Annotated in this window: 20 protein-coding genes; 13 read left to right on the forward strand and 7 right to left on the reverse strand. The window is 54.5% G+C overall.

All coding sequences use genetic code 11. The features are described 5' to 3' along the window. Window positions 1–240 precede the first annotated feature (240 nt). The 5 genes from argT (at window position 241) to hisP (ending at window position 4,310) form a co-directional block, all read left to right on the forward strand. Entirely contained in the window at window positions 241–1,023 is a 783-nt protein-coding gene (argT, locus tag IAE27_RS16390) for a lysine/arginine/ornithine ABC transporter substrate-binding protein ArgT (protein WP_064355768.1), read from the forward strand. Window positions 1,024–1,280: 257 nt separating this feature from the next. Next, window positions 1,281–2,063, forward strand: a complete 783-nt coding sequence (gene hisJ / locus IAE27_RS16395; protein WP_023321376.1) for a histidine ABC transporter substrate-binding protein HisJ — start codon at window positions 1,281–1,283, stop codon at window positions 2,061–2,063. A gap of 66 nt (window positions 2,064–2,129) precedes the next feature. Continuing rightward, entirely contained in the window at window positions 2,130–2,816 is a 687-nt protein-coding gene (locus IAE27_RS16400; protein ID WP_004104120.1) for a histidine ABC transporter permease HisQ, read from the forward strand. Next, the gene (gene hisM / locus IAE27_RS16405; protein WP_004104118.1) at window positions 2,813–3,529 is read left to right on the forward strand and encodes a histidine ABC transporter permease HisM; all 717 of its coding nucleotides are present in this window, start codon (window positions 2,813–2,815) and stop codon (window positions 3,527–3,529) included. Before IAE27_RS16400 ends, hisM begins: the two co-directional genes overlap by 4 nt. Window positions 3,530–3,536: 7 nt before the next feature. After that, window positions 3,537–4,310: a histidine ABC transporter ATP-binding protein HisP gene (hisP, locus tag IAE27_RS16410; RefSeq protein WP_004104116.1), complete on the forward strand. Its 774-nt coding sequence runs from the start codon at window positions 3,537–3,539 to the stop codon at window positions 4,308–4,310. A 41-nt stretch (window positions 4,311–4,351) separates the two neighbouring features. Here hisP and IAE27_RS16415 read toward each other — a convergent pair whose 3' ends face one another. The 6 genes from IAE27_RS16415 to yfcG form a co-directional block, all read right to left on the reverse strand. Then, window positions 4,352–4,849, reverse strand: coding sequence for a GNAT family N-acetyltransferase (locus IAE27_RS16415; RefSeq protein ID WP_154022292.1), 498 nt, complete (start codon window positions 4,847–4,849; stop codon window positions 4,352–4,354). A gap of 67 nt (window positions 4,850–4,916) precedes the next feature. Further along, a complete protein-coding gene (locus IAE27_RS16420) occupies window positions 4,917–5,483 on the reverse strand; it encodes a hypothetical protein (RefSeq protein WP_004104113.1) in 567 nt (188 codons plus the stop codon). Between the two features lie 3 nt (window positions 5,484–5,486). Beyond that, complete coding sequence (locus IAE27_RS16425) at window positions 5,487–5,741, reverse strand: hypothetical protein (protein WP_070555629.1); 255 nt, start codon at window positions 5,739–5,741, stop codon at window positions 5,487–5,489. 215 nt (window positions 5,742–5,956) lie between these two features. Beyond that, entirely contained in the window at window positions 5,957–6,850 is an 894-nt protein-coding gene (locus IAE27_RS16430) for a TIGR01777 family oxidoreductase (RefSeq protein WP_047720818.1), read from the reverse strand. A 20-nt stretch (window positions 6,851–6,870) separates the two neighbouring features. Continuing rightward, a complete protein-coding gene (folX, locus tag IAE27_RS16435) occupies window positions 6,871–7,233 on the reverse strand; it encodes a dihydroneopterin triphosphate 2'-epimerase (RefSeq protein ID WP_004104107.1) in 363 nt (120 codons plus the stop codon). A 65-nt stretch (window positions 7,234–7,298) separates the two neighbouring features. After that, on the reverse strand, window positions 7,299–7,928 hold the full coding sequence (gene yfcG / locus IAE27_RS16440) for a GSH-dependent disulfide bond oxidoreductase (protein WP_004104106.1): 630 nt from the start codon (window positions 7,926–7,928) through the stop codon (window positions 7,299–7,301). Between the two features lie 208 nt (window positions 7,929–8,136). Here yfcG and yfcF point away from each other — a divergent pair, with 208 nt between their 5' ends. The 3 genes from yfcF to yfcD are packed head-to-tail and all read left to right on the forward strand — an operon-like array spanning window position 8,137 to window position 10,002. Continuing rightward, window positions 8,137–8,781, forward strand: a complete 645-nt coding sequence (gene yfcF / locus IAE27_RS16445; protein WP_004104105.1) for a glutathione transferase — start codon at window positions 8,137–8,139, stop codon at window positions 8,779–8,781. A gap of 56 nt (window positions 8,782–8,837) precedes the next feature. Next, a complete protein-coding gene (gene yfcE, locus IAE27_RS16450; protein WP_004104104.1) occupies window positions 8,838–9,389 on the forward strand; it encodes a phosphodiesterase in 552 nt (183 codons plus the stop codon). A 58-nt stretch (window positions 9,390–9,447) separates the two neighbouring features. Next, complete coding sequence (yfcD, locus tag IAE27_RS16455) at window positions 9,448–10,002, forward strand: NUDIX hydrolase YfcD (RefSeq protein ID WP_004104103.1); 555 nt, start codon at window positions 9,448–9,450, stop codon at window positions 10,000–10,002. 3 nt (window positions 10,003–10,005) lie between these two features. On the opposite strand, the gene IAE27_RS16460 is transcribed toward yfcD, so the two are convergent. Continuing rightward, window positions 10,006–11,025 (reverse strand): LacI family DNA-binding transcriptional regulator, encoded by a 1,020-nt coding sequence (locus IAE27_RS16460; RefSeq protein ID WP_004104102.1) that lies wholly within the window; start codon window positions 11,023–11,025, stop codon window positions 10,006–10,008. A gap of 236 nt (window positions 11,026–11,261) precedes the next feature. Here IAE27_RS16460 and IAE27_RS16465 point away from each other — a divergent pair, with 236 nt between their 5' ends. The 5 genes from IAE27_RS16465 to IAE27_RS16485 all read left to right on the forward strand — a co-directional run bounded on the left by IAE27_RS16465 (window position 11,262) and on the right by IAE27_RS16485 (window position 15,242). Next, complete coding sequence (locus IAE27_RS16465; RefSeq protein WP_023321372.1) at window positions 11,262–11,705, forward strand: PTS sugar transporter subunit IIA; 444 nt, start codon at window positions 11,262–11,264, stop codon at window positions 11,703–11,705. A gap of 79 nt (window positions 11,706–11,784) precedes the next feature. After that, on the forward strand, window positions 11,785–12,057 hold the full coding sequence (locus tag IAE27_RS16470) for a PTS sugar transporter subunit IIB (protein ID WP_004104098.1): 273 nt from the start codon (window positions 11,785–11,787) through the stop codon (window positions 12,055–12,057). A gap of 20 nt (window positions 12,058–12,077) precedes the next feature. Continuing rightward, window positions 12,078–13,469 (forward strand): PTS ascorbate transporter subunit IIC, encoded by a 1,392-nt coding sequence (locus IAE27_RS16475; protein WP_004104096.1) that lies wholly within the window; start codon window positions 12,078–12,080, stop codon window positions 13,467–13,469. Continuing rightward, window positions 13,466–14,296 (forward strand): transketolase, encoded by an 831-nt coding sequence (locus IAE27_RS16480; protein WP_200092672.1) that lies wholly within the window; start codon window positions 13,466–13,468, stop codon window positions 14,294–14,296. The genes IAE27_RS16475 and IAE27_RS16480 overlap by 4 nt, the downstream gene beginning before the upstream one ends. Then, window positions 14,289–15,242, forward strand: coding sequence for a transketolase family protein (locus tag IAE27_RS16485; RefSeq protein ID WP_004114249.1), 954 nt, complete (start codon window positions 14,289–14,291; stop codon window positions 15,240–15,242). The genes IAE27_RS16480 and IAE27_RS16485 overlap by 8 nt, the downstream gene beginning before the upstream one ends. The last annotated feature ends 4 nt before the right edge of the window (window positions 15,243–15,246 follow it).

Here is a 15,246-nt window from a genome sequence, read left to right on the forward strand (position 1 = left end):
TTTTGTCGCCTCGATCAAATCCTCAACATTTAATTTGTTTTTTTGCGCTACGGCGCTGCGGTTTATCCATTATTGCTGGTATCTTCCCTTTCAAGACAAACTTGCAACCTTTATTTAACAAATTTAACGCCGTTTCCAGCACGCACTGAGAGAATGGCATAAAACGTGCAAGATTTGTCGGCAGCACCAATAACAAGACAACGCATGACATAACAACATCACGACACTTAAGGGTAACCTATGAAGAAGACGGTCCTGGCTTTCTCTTTAATGATGGGCATTTGCAGCGCTTCCAGCGCCTTCGCCGCGCTGCCGCAGAGTATTCGCATTGGCACCGATGCCACCTACGCGCCTTTTTCTTCTAAGGATGCGAAAGGGGATTTCGTGGGTTTTGACATTGATTTGGGTAATGAGCTCTGTTCGCGCATCAAAGTAAAATGTACCTGGGTTGGCAGCGATTTCGACTCCCTGATCCCATCGCTGAAGGCGAAGAAAATCGACGCCATCATCTCTTCGTTATCGATCACCGAAAAACGCCAGCAGGAAATCACGTTCTCTGACAAGCTCTACGCGGCGGACTCTCGCCTGATTGCCGCCAAAGGCTCACCGATTCAACCGACGCTGGAATCTCTGAAAGGCAAGCACGTCGGCGTTCTGCAGGGCTCCACCCAGGAGGCCTACGGCAATGAACGCTGGCGTAGCCACGGGGTAGACGTCGTGGCTTATCAGAATCAGGACTTAATCTACTCAGACCTCGCTGCGGGCCGCCTGGATGCCGCCTTGCAGGATGAGGTCGCCGCCAGCGAAGGCTTCCTCAAGCAACCAGCCGGTAAAGATTTTGCCTTTGCCGGACCTTCTGTTAAAGACAAAAAATTCTTCGGAGATGGCACCGGTATTGGCCTGCGTAAGGACGATAGCGAACTGAAGGCCGCTTTTGATAAAGCCCTGGCTGAGCTTCGCAAAGACGGCACCTACGACAAAATGGCGAAGAAATACTTCGACTTCAACGTTTACGGTGATTAAGTCGCCCGCTGGCCCGGATTCCGGGCCACGAGTATCTATTTCTGTCTGATATTGGTGCAACGGTGCTTTAAGCGGATCAATTTGGTGCAGGAAATTGCGCACTCTATGTTAAAAAGTGCATAGTTAAGCGTTTCCGATGCGAAAAAATTTGCTTTCCGGCGCAGAATGCTTTGCCTTACCGGGGCGAATAATGGCACGATAACTGCCGTAAGTACTTCTAATAAATCCATTAGAATGACAGTCTGTTGAGGATAGTTATGAAAAAACTGGCGTTGTCTCTCTCCTTAGCGCTGGCCCTTTCCAGCGTTTCCACCGTATTCGCAGCAATTCCGCAAAAAGTCCGCATTGGCACCGATCCTACTTATGCCCCGTTCGAATCAAAGAATGCACAGGGTGAATTGGTTGGTTTTGACATCGATCTGGCAAAAGAGCTGTGTAAGCGCATCAATACGCAATGTACCTTCATTGAGAACCCGCTGGACGCGCTGATCCCTTCTTTAAAAGCGAAGAAGATCGACGCCATTATGTCTTCGCTTTCGATCACCGAAAAACGCCAGCAGGAAATTGCCTTCACCGACAAACTTTACGCGGCTGATTCTCGCCTGGTCGTCAAAAAAGGCAGCGATATCACGCCAGACCTTGCGAAGCTGAAAGGTAAGCGCATTGGCGTTCTGCAGGGCACCACACAAGAAACCTATGGCAATGAACACTGGGCGCCGAAAGGTATTGAAATCGTTTCCTATCAGGGTCAGGACAATATCTATTCCGATTTGACCGCCGGACGTATTGACGCGGCGTTCCAGGATGAAGTTGCCGCCAGCGAAGGCTTCCTCAAACAGCCTATCGGCAAAGATTATCAGTTCGGCGGCCCGTCGATTAAAGACGAGAAGCTGTTTGGCGTCGGCACCGGAATGGGGCTGCGCAAAGAGGATAATGAGCTGCGTGAAGCATTAAATAAAGCCTTTGCCGAGATGCGCCAGGACGGCACCTACGACAAGCTGGCGAAGAAATATTTCGATTTTAACGTGTACGGCGACTAACCATCCCGCGTACCCCATCGCGCGTGACTTAGCGCGCGATGGTTGATGACAGACAGGGCAGACAGCATGCTGTACGGTTTTTCTCAGGTTATTTTTCAGGGCGCGCTGGTCACCCTTGAGCTGGCGTTAAGCTCGGTCGTTCTGGCAGTGCTTATCGGCCTGGCAGGCGCGGGGGCGAAACTTTCCAGTAATCGTCCGCTGGCGCTGATTTTTGAAGGCTATACCACCTTAATTCGCGGCGTACCCGATCTGGTGCTGATGCTGCTGATTTTCTACGGGTTGCAGATCGCGCTCAACGCGCTGACCGATGCGCTTGGCCTCGCGCAGTTTGATATCGACCCCATGGTCGCGGGGATTATCACTCTGGGCTTTATTTACGGCGCTTACTTCACCGAAACCTTTCGCGGCGCCTTCCTGGCGGTACCGAAGGGACATATTGAAGCGGCAACGGCCTTCGGCTTCAGCGGCGGGCAGACCTTTCGCCGCATTCTGTTTCCGGCAATGATGCGCTATGCGCTGCCCGGAATTGGCAATAACTGGCAGGTGATCCTCAAAGCGACTGCACTGGTCTCATTGCTGGGGCTGGAAGATGTGGTTAAGGCAACTCAGCTGGCGGGTAAAAGCACCTGGGAGCCTTTCTACTTCGCTATCGTCTGCGGCCTGATTTATCTGGTGTTTACCACGGTTTCCAATGGTGTGCTGCTGATGCTCGAACGCCGTTATTCTGTTGGCGTGAAGAGGGCTGACCTGTGATTGATATTATTCAGGAGTACTGGAAATCTCTGCTGTGGACCGACGGCTATCGCTTCACCGGCGTAGCGATTACGCTCTGGCTGCTGATCTCTTCAGTCGTGATGGGCGGCATACTCGCGGTTTTTCTTGCCATAGGCCGGGTATCGAGCAACAAATTTATCCAGTTCCCAATCTGGCTTTTCACCTATATCTTTCGCGGTACCCCGCTGTATGTGCAGCTGCTGGTGTTCTATTCCGGTATGTACACGCTGGAGATCGTCAAAGGTACAGAACTGCTGAACGCCTTCTTTCGTAGCGGTCTGAACTGTACGGTGCTGGCGTTGACGCTGAATACCTGCGCTTATACCACGGAGATTTTTGCCGGAGCGATTCGTTCAGTGCCGGCGGGAGAGATCGAAGCCGCCCGCGCGTACGGTTTTTCTGCGGTCAAAATGTATCGCTGCATTATTTTGCCTTCCGCGCTGCGTATTGCTCTGCCTGCCTACAGCAACGAAGTGATCCTGATGCTGCATTCCACCGCGCTGGCCTTTACCGCCACGGTGCCGGATCTGCTGAAAATTGCCCGTGATATCAACTCGGCAACCTACCAGCCGTTTACCGCTTTTGGCATTGCCGCAGTTCTGTATTTAATTATCTCCTATGTGCTGATTAGCTTATTCCGCAGGGCGGAAAAGCGCTGGCTGCAGCATATCAAACCTTCTTCGACGCATTGAGAACGCCATGTCCGACAATAAATTAAATGTAATCGATCTGCATAAACGTTACGGCGAACACGAGGTGCTGAAAGGCGTTTCGCTGCGGGCGAAAGCCGGGGACGTGATCAGTATTATTGGCTCATCCGGTTCCGGTAAAAGCACCTTTCTGCGCTGCATTAACTTTCTTGAAAAGCCCAGCGAAGGGACGATTGTGGTTAACGGGCAGAACATTGGTCTGGTTCGTGATAAAGACGGTCAGCTTAAAGTGTCGGATAAGAACCAACTGCGTCTGCTGCGGACTCGCCTGACGATGGTGTTCCAGCATTTCAATCTCTGGAGCCATATGACGGTGCTGGAAAACGTGATGGAAGCGCCGATTCAGGTTCTGGGCCTGAGCAAACAGGAAGCGCGCGAGCGGGCGGTGAAATATCTGGCGAAGGTGGGGATTGACGAACGCCAGCAGATTAAATATCCGGTGCATCTCTCCGGCGGCCAGCAGCAGCGCGTGTCCATCGCCCGCGCGCTGGCGATGGAACCCGATGTGCTGCTGTTTGATGAACCGACGTCGGCGCTTGATCCTGAACTGGTGGGCGAAGTGTTGCGCATTATGCAGCAGCTGGCGGAAGAGGGGAAAACCATGGTCGTGGTCACCCATGAGATGGGTTTTGCGCGCCACGTCTCCTCTCACGTAATCTTCCTGCATCAGGGCAAGATAGAAGAAGAGGGGCACCCTGACGAAGTCTTCGGTAATCCGAAAAGCCAGCGCCTGCAGCAGTTCCTGAAAGGCTCTTTAAAGTAATCCCTGTCCTGCTCCCGGCGGAATACTCTCCGTCGGGGCGGCTAACGCTCCAGCCGATATACCCAGTCGTCGTAATCAATTCCGTTCAGGCGATAGGCTTTTTCGAGCACCTGAATGCGGATAAAACCGTGTTTTTCCAGCAGACGAGAGGAACCAGCGTTACTGCCCAGCACCCAGGCATTGATGGCGTGAACGCCGAGCTGCTGAAAACCGTAGTCGCAAATCGCTTTTAGCGCTTCGCTGGCGTACCCTTTCCCCTGAGCTTCGGGCAGGAGTGCGTATCCGACATCCGCTTCGTGCGGGTTTTTACTGCTGATGCGCAGCCCGACATCGCCAATTGCCGCGCCGCTGGCATCACGTAAAACGAATACGCCAGGGTCTGCGCAGCGGGACTCAAACAGCGTCCGCAGCGCCGGCTCCTCAAGAAGCTCTCCCATATAGCGCATCACTTCGGTATCTCGCCGTAAGCGCAGAAAAAAAGGCCAGTCGGATGCGTTAAACCCAGAGAGACGCAGGCGCGGAGTGGTGAGTGTTATCATAAAGCAGTCCATACAAGTGGATTCCTCCGCCACCTTAACACCATAAAGCCGCGGAATGTTTATGCCTTTAAGCAACCGTCGGTGAAGCCTGGCGCTGACTTTCCAGCCCGCTAAGATAGTGCAACACGGTTTTGCTCTCCCGCGTAGCCCTCAGCTGCAGCGCCAGATTGAGATCGTCCAGCACCTCGGCGTGGGCGACCAGCGCTGAGTCTTCAGCAAGTCGTCCCTCCGTTACCAGCCAGCCAACGATAGTTTTCCAGCGCCATAGCGGCGAATTGCCTTTAACGCGCTGCACCGGTCCCGGAAACTGGCCCGAGCCTCGTGCGCCATCTTTCAATAAGGCGACGGCCTGTCGCGTCAGGCCGGTGAGTTCGGCAATATCGCTTAATCCTACCAGCGCGGAATCAACGGATTCGACTCGCGCATTCAGAGCCGGAGCGGATTCGATATCAGCAATGGCTGACAGAATAGCCTGCTCAAGAGAGTCTCTTTCGCGATCGAACTCCAGATAGACCGCCGTTCCGTAAAAACAGACCAGGGCGTCAGCGCAGCCTGCGGCATGCAGTGCATCTTCCAGACCCACGGTACGAGAAGTTACGCCGGAAAGGGTGAGCGTAAAATTATACAGCGCCATTGTTTAATCCTTCTTGTGGTTGATCTGACCCGAGGCAGGCGGCTGGCAGCGGTCGACCATTCTGATAATTTGCCTGGCGTGGTTAATGGGTACCGCAGGCGTTGACCAGATGCTCATCATATGTTCCCGGTGCCGGGCCGTCCCACACATCAACCTGCCAAAACAGTGAACGCTTTTGCCGCCAGTGATAAAAATCCAGCCCCGTACCAGCGCGTAGTCAATAGCTGCTCTGATATGTTTATCCGGATGTTCCTTCATCAATTCATCCTGGTAATATTGAATAAGTTGTTGACGAATGTCAACGGTGTGGTGGTGTTAAATTACACACAGGGGTTATGGCAGAGTGAAAGGCATATCACTGGAATAAGATTCACAGTTAAGGCGACAGAGGAATGGTGATTTTTGCGCGCTGCGAGGCGGGTTCAACAAATTAATTAATCAGGGAGAGCGATACTCTCCCTGAGAGACCTGGACTACCGCAGCACGTCGGCCAGCGCCTCTTCCAGATCGTACCAACGAAAGCCAAATCCGGCCGCTTCCAGGCGTTTAGGCAGCGCGCGCTGGCCGCCGAGTACCAGAACGGAAGATTCTCCCATCAGCAGACGAATAGCCGCCGCCGGGACGCGGAAAATCGCCGGACGGTTTAGCGCATGGCCCAGCGCATGAGCGAACTGCTCGTTACGAACCGGGTAAGGGGAAACCATATTAAACGGCCCGCGCAGGTCGTTATCAAGCAGCCACAGTATACCGTTGACCATATCGTCGATGTGGATCCAGGCCAGATACTGTCTGCCGCTGCCGATAGGGCCGCCGAGGCCAAGCTTAAAGGCGGGCGCCATTTTGGCCAGAATGCCGCCTCGCGGCGCCAGCACCACCCCGGTACGCAGCAGGCATACGCGGGTGCGATCGCTCTGCGCTTCGCAGGCAATCTGCTCCCAGCGGGCGCAAAGCTTGTGGGTAAACTCATTATGCGGCGGCTCTTCTTCGGTGACGACAACTTCGCCGAGATCGCCATAATAGCCGGCGGCTGAACCGCTAATCAGCACCGCGGGCGGCGCGTCGCTGGCGTTGATTAGGGTGACCAGCTTTTGGGTGATATCCCAACGGCTGTGGCAGAGGCGCTGCTTCTGCTCCGCCGTCCAGCGTTTATCGGCGATGGGTTCGCCTGCCAGATTGATGACGGCATCAAAACCGTTAAGATTCACCTGATGCTCAAAAGCGCGCCACAGAGTGACGCGAGAATCGAGGCGGTTTTTCGCCTTTTCAGGGCTGCGGGTTGAAACCGTTACGCGATGCCCCAGCTCCAGCAGCCGGGGTATCAGATGCCGGCCAATCAGGCCGGTACCGCCAGTAAGCAGAACGTTCATAGCGCCTCCCGAAGATGCATCTAGCGCCGCCAGCTCATCGTCATGGAGACGGAATCGGCGTAGCGCAGGGCATGCAGTTTGTCGATCTCTACTTCAGCATATGTGACCCAGTGATGTTCGCGTGCGATGTCGAGCACATCCTGAGTTAATTTTTCCAGTAGAGAAAAGCGGTTGTTTTCGATATGACTAATAATGCGCTTAGTAATGGTGCGGTAGTTCAGCGCATCGTTAATATCTTCGCTGTTGCGTGATTTCTCCGCCGGATAGTGGATAGCGACGTTGACCACCACATCCTGGCGGTTGGCGATCTCTTCCTCTTTAATTCCGATAAAAGTACGCAGGCGCAGGTTCTTAATTCGAATAATGGCGTCTGGTTGAGACATTGCAGGCTTCCTCCGGGTAGTAATTTCCGCCATCATACATCAAAGCTTCCCGGCCGAGCAGGGGGTTACCAGGCTTCTGTTTTCAGAAGCGCCTCAACGGTCGCCGGGCGATGACGAATGCGTTCAAACCAGTTGTGAACCGCCGGAAAACTGGCGAGGTCGATGCGCTGGCGCTGATGGGCATTCACCCACGGCCAGCAGGCGATATCGGCGATACTGTAGTGGTTGCCGCCCAGCCAGGGGCTCTCGCCAAGGCGCCGGTTGAGCACGCCGTACAGCCGCTGAGTTTCTACCTGATAGCGCTCGATGGCATAGGGTACCGCCTGCGGGGCGCAGTGGTTAAAGTGGTGGTTTTGCCCGAGCATCGGCCCTAAACCGCCGACCTGCCAGAATAACCACTGGAGCGTAGCGTGGCGCTCGCGGAGCTCACCGCTCAGTAACTTGCCGCTTTTTTCTGCAAGGTAGAGCAGGATTGCTCCGGACTCAAACAGGTTTAACGGGCCACCGCCGTCGGCGGGTTCATGGTCAACGATCGCCGGGATCTTGTTATTTGGCGAAATCGCAAGGTAGGAGGGTTGGAACTGCTCCCCTTTGCCGATATCCACCCGGATGAGACGATAGGCCAACTGAGCTTCTTCGAGGAAGAGCGTGATTTTGTGGCCATTGGGAGTGGGTGCGTAGTAAAGATCGATCATGAAAATCCCTCGCCGTTACGGGTCGCAAACTTTTCGAGTATAGGTGAACTGACGTTATCCGGCAGGCTAACCGAATCCGGGATGATTTTTGCCAGGCAAGTTCACCGCAATTAAGTATGTAAGATCCTCAAGGCGACGGTCAGTGACATCTTCTGAAAGACAGGCTATGTTGGCTTATCGCCCCATTACATTAGCCATTGAGGATGCTATGAGCCAGTCCGCGATTACCCTGTGGTCCGACGCCGATTTTTTCTCGCCCTATGTGATGTCCGTGTACGTTGCCCTGCAGGAAAAGAGCCTGCCTTTTACTCTAAAAACCGTCGATCTCGACAGCGGCGAGCATCTGCAAAGCGGCTGGAAAGGTTACAGCGTGACGCGGCGCGTACCGCTGCTGGAGGTCGGTGAGTTCTTCCTGAGCGAATCCTCCGCGATTACCGAATATCTCGATGAACGCTTCGCGCCTCCGGAGTGGGAGAGGCTGTATCCGCATGACCTGCAAAAGCGCGCGCGGGCGCGTCAGGTGCAGGCCTGGCTGCGTAGCGATTTAATGCCGATTCGTGAAGAACGCTCGACGGCCGTGGTTTTTGCCGGAGAAAAGAAACCGCCGCTCAGCGAAGCCGGGAAAAAAAGCGCCGGCAAGCTGTTTGAAACGGCTGGCGTTCTGCTATCCCATGGCGGGCAGAATTTATTTGGCGAATGGTCTATAGCCGATACCGATCTTGCGCTGATGCTCAATCGTCTGGTTCTGAACGGCGATGAGGTTCCGACCGCGCTGGCTGATTATGCCACCTTCCAGTGGCAGCGAGCGTCAGTCCAGCGCTACGTCGCACTCTCAGCCAAACGAGCGGGCTGATAAGCGTCAGCGGTTCCGTTATCATAGCGGCATCGTAATGCGTGGAGATGAATTGTATGAAGCTGATGTTTGCCTCGGATATCCATGGCTCTCTACCTGCAGCCGAACGCGTGCTTGAGCTGTTCGCGCGAAGCGGGGCGCAGTGGCTGGTTATTCTCGGTGATGTGCTGAATCACGGACCGCGTAACGCGCTTCCTGAAGGTTATGCCCCGGCCCAGGTCGCAGAGGCGTTAAACCGCGTAGCGGAGCGGGTGATTGCCGTTCGCGGCAACTGCGACAGCGAAGTCGATCAGATGCTGCTCCATTTCCCCATAACCGCCCCCTGGCAGCAGGTTTTGAGCGAGCGAACCCGCCTGTTTCTCACTCACGGACATCTGTACAGCCCCGATAATTTGCCTCCACTCGCCGCTGGCGATGTGCTGGCTTACGGCCATACTCATATTCCGGTAGCCGAGAAACGCGGCGAGATTTTTCTCTTCAATCCCGGCTCGGTCAGCATCCCTAAAGGGGGATTTACCGCCAGCTACGGTCTGCTGAACGAGGGGCGATTGCAGGTTTTAGCACTCGATGATCATCAGGTTATTGCAGAGGTCGCAATTTACCCGTAATTTACCCCTCAATCGTATAGACGCGCCGCGAGAGCGCTTTAAAAAGTAAGGTTTCCTGATGGCGGAACAGAATCATTTGGCAAGCACAGAATGGGTCGATATTGTTAATGAAAACAACGAGGTGATAGCACAATCCAGCCGCGAACAAATGCGCGCGGAGTGTCTGCGTCATCGCGCGACCTACATTGTTGTTCATGATGGGATGGGCAAAATCCTGGTGCAGCGTCGTACCGAAACGAAAGATTTCCAGCCGGGCATGCTGGACGCCACCGCCGGTGGCGTAGTGCAGGCTGATGAGCAAATGCTGGAGTCCGCGCGCCGCGAGGCGGAAGAAGAGCTCGGCATTGCCGGCGTGCCCTTCGCTGACCACGGGCAGTTCTACTACGAAGATAAGCACTGCCGCGTCTGGGGCGGTCTGTTTAGCTGCGTATCGCACGGACCGTTCGCGCTGCAAGAAGAAGAAGTGAGCGAAGTGTGCTGGCTGACGCCGGAAGAGATCACCGCCCGCTGCGATGAGTTCACTCCGGATTCATTAAAAGCGCTGGCGCTGTGGATGACCCGCAATGCCAACAATGAGCCAACAAAAGCCGAAAAACAGGAAGAGGCGGAATAGCCTTTAGCAGCTATCCCGCATGCATAAACTGGACGCGATGGGTTTCCTGTCGCTCCAGTTTCCCTCATTAAAACGCTCCAGAAGGGCTCGCCCGGCTTCTATACCAATCTTGTGGTGCGGCACTGCCATGGTCGTTAACGGCGGCTGGCACACCCGACTCACGTCACTGTCGCCAAAGCCGACGACGGCTAAATCATCAGGCACCTTGATACGCCGACGCTGGCACTCATACAGCGCCCCGCATGCCAGCTCATCGGAAACGCAGACCAGCGCATCGAGTTCTGGCCATGCCAGCAAAAACTCCGGCAGCTGCGAAGCGCCGGTGGAAAAGTTGGCCGGTAGCGCAGCGTTAATCACCCGGTTAGGCGACATATGATGGCGCAGCATGGCCTTGTACCACCCCTGCAAATGCTGCTGAAAAATCCACTGTTCCTGATTGGCGCACAGTAGACCGATATTCTGATAGCCGCGGTGAATGAGCATCTCCGTCAGCTCGAACATCGCCGCTACGTTATCAATGCCGATATTCATGTCGATAGGATCGGCGCGCATCGCCCCCATTTCCACCACCGGAATCGAGGCGTTTTGCAGCCAGTGGCGTACGGTATCGCTATGTTCAACGCTAAGCAGAATGGCGGCGGCGATATTCGAAGCCAGCAGCGTTTCCAGCAACTTTTCTTCCTGCTCAAGACGGTGCTGCGATTCCGCGAGCATGATTTGATAACCCGCCGGCTGTAGTACCTGCTGAAGCCCGGCAAACATCGCTGAGCAGCCCGCCTCCGCCAGATTGGGGACCACCATCGCGATAGTTCTTGAAGAGGCTGATGCCAGGGCGCTGGCGGCGAGGTTAGGCATATACCCGAGTTCTTGCACCGCCGCTTCGATTTTTTCACGGAGTTTATCGGAAACTTGTTCCGGCGTGCGAAGCGCGCGGGATACGGTCATGGTTCCCACACCTGCCAGCTGAGCAACATCGGCGATCGTCACTTTACCGGTACTACGCCGTTTTCGGGTTAGAGACATACATATTCCTGCTAAACAGACGTTTTTTATTTTCATCCATTACTTCACGTGTCAGGGAGTATACGCCTTAACCGGGGCTTTTTGCTGCGTTTTCACAGGATGATTGTGAATTGATAGCGCTATCACAAATCTGAATGTTCCTTTTTGGTAGCGCTATCTTTGTGATCGTTCTCGCAGATAACTCTTCCCTGCTTGCATAAAGTTTGCCCATCTTTTGCTAAAAGACGGGGGATAAAATGCTCAACACATGGCTCTCTGATGCCACCATTGCGCTGCGGCAGAATGTAGACAGCTGGCCCCAGGCGCTGGATATCTGCGCCCGGCCGCTGCTCGAGGCCGGCGTTATCGAACCTGCTTACGTGAAGGCGATCGTGGAGCAGCATCGTAGGCTGGGGCCGTATTACGTGCTGGCGCCGGGACTGGCGATGCCGCATGCGCGGCCAGAGGAGGGGGCAAAGGGCTTAGGACTATCGCTGTTGAAACTGGAACAGGGCGTATCGTTTGGCTCTGAGGAGTTCGACCCGGTTGATATTATCATTATGCTTGCGGCACCGGATAAACATAGCCATCTCGAAATGATCGCGGCTCTGGCGGAATTATTTTCCAGCGATGAAGATATGCATCAATTACATCAGGCGACCGGCCTTGAGGAGATTAAAAAAATCATCGCACGCTTCTGAGTTAATTTAAACATCCGACTTATCGGACATTACGCGCCTGCGTGATGCGGACCTACTCTACCCAAAAAAGGTGATAACAATGAAAATTATGGCAATTTGCGGTTCTGGCCTGGGCAGCAGTTTTATGGTTGAAATGAATATTAAAAAAGTGCTTAAAAAGCTCGAAATCGAGGCCGAGGTAGAGCACTCCGATCTGTCGTCGGCAACTCCTGGCGCGGCGGATCTGTTTGTGATGGCTAAAGATATTGCTGCCAGCGCCAGCGTACCGGAAAGCCAGCTGGTGGTGATTACTAACATCATCGATATTAATGAACTCGAAGCGCAGCTGCGCGCGTGGTTCGCCAGACAATAACTATTTATAGCGAGGTGGATATGTTTATCCTTGAAACGCTGAATTTTGTTGTTGATATTCTTAAAGTCCCTTCAGTACTGGTCGGTTTAATTGCGTTAATTGGTCTGGTGGCGCAAAAAAAATCTTTCTCCGACGTTGTGAAGGGAACAATTAAAACTATTCTGGGCTTTATCGTTCTCGGCGGTGGCGCGACGGTATTAGTCGGCTCGCTGAATCCACTGGGGGGGATGTTTGAACACGCATTTAATATTCAGGGAATTATCCCTAATAATGAGGCGATAGTTTCTATTGCGCTGGAAAAATATGGTGCTTCAACCGCGCTGATTATGGCGTTTGGGATGGTGGCAAATATTGTGGTCGCCCGGTTTACGCGCCTGAAGTACATTTTTCTCACCGGGCACCACACCTTCTATATGGCCTGCATGATTGGCGTGATTCTCACCGTGGCGGGTTTTGAGGGGGTCGGGCTGGTATTTACCGGTTCGCTGATCCTTGGCCTGGTCATGGCATTCTTCCCGGCGTTGGCCCAGCGCTATATGAAGCGTATTACCGGAACCGATGACATTGCTTTCGGCCACTTCGGCACTCTGGGCTACGTACTGTCGGGGTGGATCGGTAGCGTTTGCGGTAAAGGCTCGCGTTCAACAGAAGAGATGAACCTGCCGAAAAACCTGAGCTTCCTGCGCGACAGCTCCATCTCTATTTCGCTGACCATGATGATCATCTATCTGATTATGGCGGTGAGCGCAGGGCGTGAATACGTTGAAAGCACCTTCAGCGGCGGCCAGAACTACCTGGTCTACGCCATCATTATGGCGATCACCTTCGCTGCCGGGGTGTTCATCATCCTGCAAGGGGTACGCCTGATTCTGGCGGAAATCGTACCGGCTTTTACCGGGTTTTCGGAAAAGCTGGTGCCGAATGCCCGTCCGGCGCTGGACTGTCCGGTTGTTTATCCCTATGCGCCCAATGCGGTACTGATTGGCTTCCTGTTTAGCTTCCTCGGCGGGCTGGTCGGGCTGTTCCTCTGCGGGCAATTTAAGTGGGTGTTGATTCTGCCCGGCGTGGTGCCGCATTTCTTTACCGGCGCGACCGCTGGCGTGTTTGGCAACGCGACCGGCGGGCGGCGCGGGGCAATGATCGGCGCGTTTGCCAACGGTCTGCTGATCACCTTCCTGCCGGTGCTGCTCCTGCCTGTACTGGGGGCGATTGGTTTTGCCAATACCACTTTCTCGGATGCTGATTTCGGCGTCGTCGGCATCGTGCTGGGTAATCTGGCCCGCTATCTGTCGCCGTTTGCGATAACTGGCCTGGTTGTGGCGTTGTTCGTACTGCTGGTGGCGTACAACGTTTTTGCGAAAAAGAAATCTGTGGGCCGCGGCGCGCAGGAGAACAGCGGAGCGAAATCATGAATGTGCAAGAAGTGACTAAACTGGCGCGAGACATTCGCGTCGCAACCCTTAAATCGCTGACGGATCTCGGTTTCGGCCACTATGGCGGCAGTATGTCGGTCGTGGAAACGCTGGCGGTACTGTACGGCGCGGTGATGAAAATTGATCCCGCCGATCCGGACTGGCCCGAGCGCGACTACTTTGTGTTATCGAAGGGCCATGCCGGCCCGGCGCTGTACAGTACGCTGGCGATAAAGGGATATTTCCCGATGGAGGAACTAAGCACGCTGAACCAGAACGGTACGCGGCTGCCAAGCCATCCGGATCGGCTAAAAACGCGCGGCGTAGACGCCACAACGGGGTCGCTGGGGCAGGGGATTTCCATCGCTGGCGGGATGGCGCTGTCGCATAAGCTGGCGGGACGGACGAATCGTGTGTTCTGTATCGTTGGCGACGGGGAACTGAATGAAGGCCAGTGCTGGGAAGCATTCCAGTTTATCGCCCATCATCGCCTGAATAACCTGACCGTGTTTGTTGACTGGAACAAGCTACAGCTTGACGGCAGGCTGGATGAGATCATTCGCGCTTTTAATCTGGAAGATAAATTCCGCGCCTTTGGTTTTGATGTCGTGACCGTTAAAGGCGATAACGTTCCCGGACTGCTGGCTGCGGTACAGCCCGTTCCGCCCCTCGATGCGCGACCGCGGGTAGTCATTCTCGATAGCGTGAAAGGCCAGGGCGTGCCGTATCTCGAAAATCTCAGCAACAACCACCATTTGCGCCTGACGGGCGAAATGAAAGAGACGCTAAACGAGGCGATTCGCCAACTGGAGGCCGAACATGATTAAGCTTGCACCAGCAGGGCAAAAAGATGCCGTAGAGATGCGTAAGGTTTATGCCGGGTTCGTCGCAGAGCAGATTGCAGACAAGAGCTCAATTATCGCGCTGGAAGCGGATTTGATGAGTTCCATGGCGATGGACGGCGTCGCGCGGGAGCATCCGCAGCACGTCATCAACTGCGGCATCATGGAAGCCAACGTGATAGGCACTGCCGCCGGGCTATCGTTGACCGGACGCAAGCCGTTTGTGCACACCTTTACCGCTTTTGCCAGCCGCCGCTGTTTCGACCAGCTGTTTATGTCGCTCGATTATCAGCGGAATAACGTCAAAGTGATTGCTTCCGATGCGGGGGTGACCGCCTGCCATAACGGCGGAACCCATATGTCGTTTGAAGATATGGGGATTGTGCGCGGCCTGGCGCATTCGGTCGTGCTGGAAGTGACCGATGCGGTGATGTTCGATGAGATTCTGCGTCAGCTTATCGATCTCGACGGCTTCTACTGGGTTCGCACCATTCGCAAACAGGCGCCGAGCGTGTACGCGCCGGGTTCAACGTTCACCATTGGCAAAGGGAATGTGCTGCGCGAAGGTGAAGATATCACGCTGATTGCCAATGGGATTATGGTGGCGGAAGCGCTGGAGGCGGCGCGCCAGCTTGAGCAGGAAGGCGTTAGCGCGGCGGTGATTGATATGTTTACCCTGAAGCCCATTGACCGCATGCTGGTGAAAAATTACGCCGAAAAAACCGGGCGCATCGTGACCTGCGAAAACCACAGTATTCACAATGGACTGGGATCGGCGGTGGCGGAGGTGCTGGTGGAAACCTGTCCGGTACCGATGCGGCGCGTAGGAGTGAAAGAGCGCTACGGTCAGGTGGGAACGCAGGAGTTCTTGCAGAAGGAGTATGGCCTGACGGCGCATGATATTGTCTCAGCGGCGCGCGAGCTGCTGTAAATAA

It is taken from the genome of Klebsiella sp. S69, from assembly GCF_016516145.1.
Classification (GTDB): Bacteria; Pseudomonadota; Gammaproteobacteria; order Enterobacterales; family Enterobacteriaceae; genus Klebsiella; species Klebsiella oxytoca.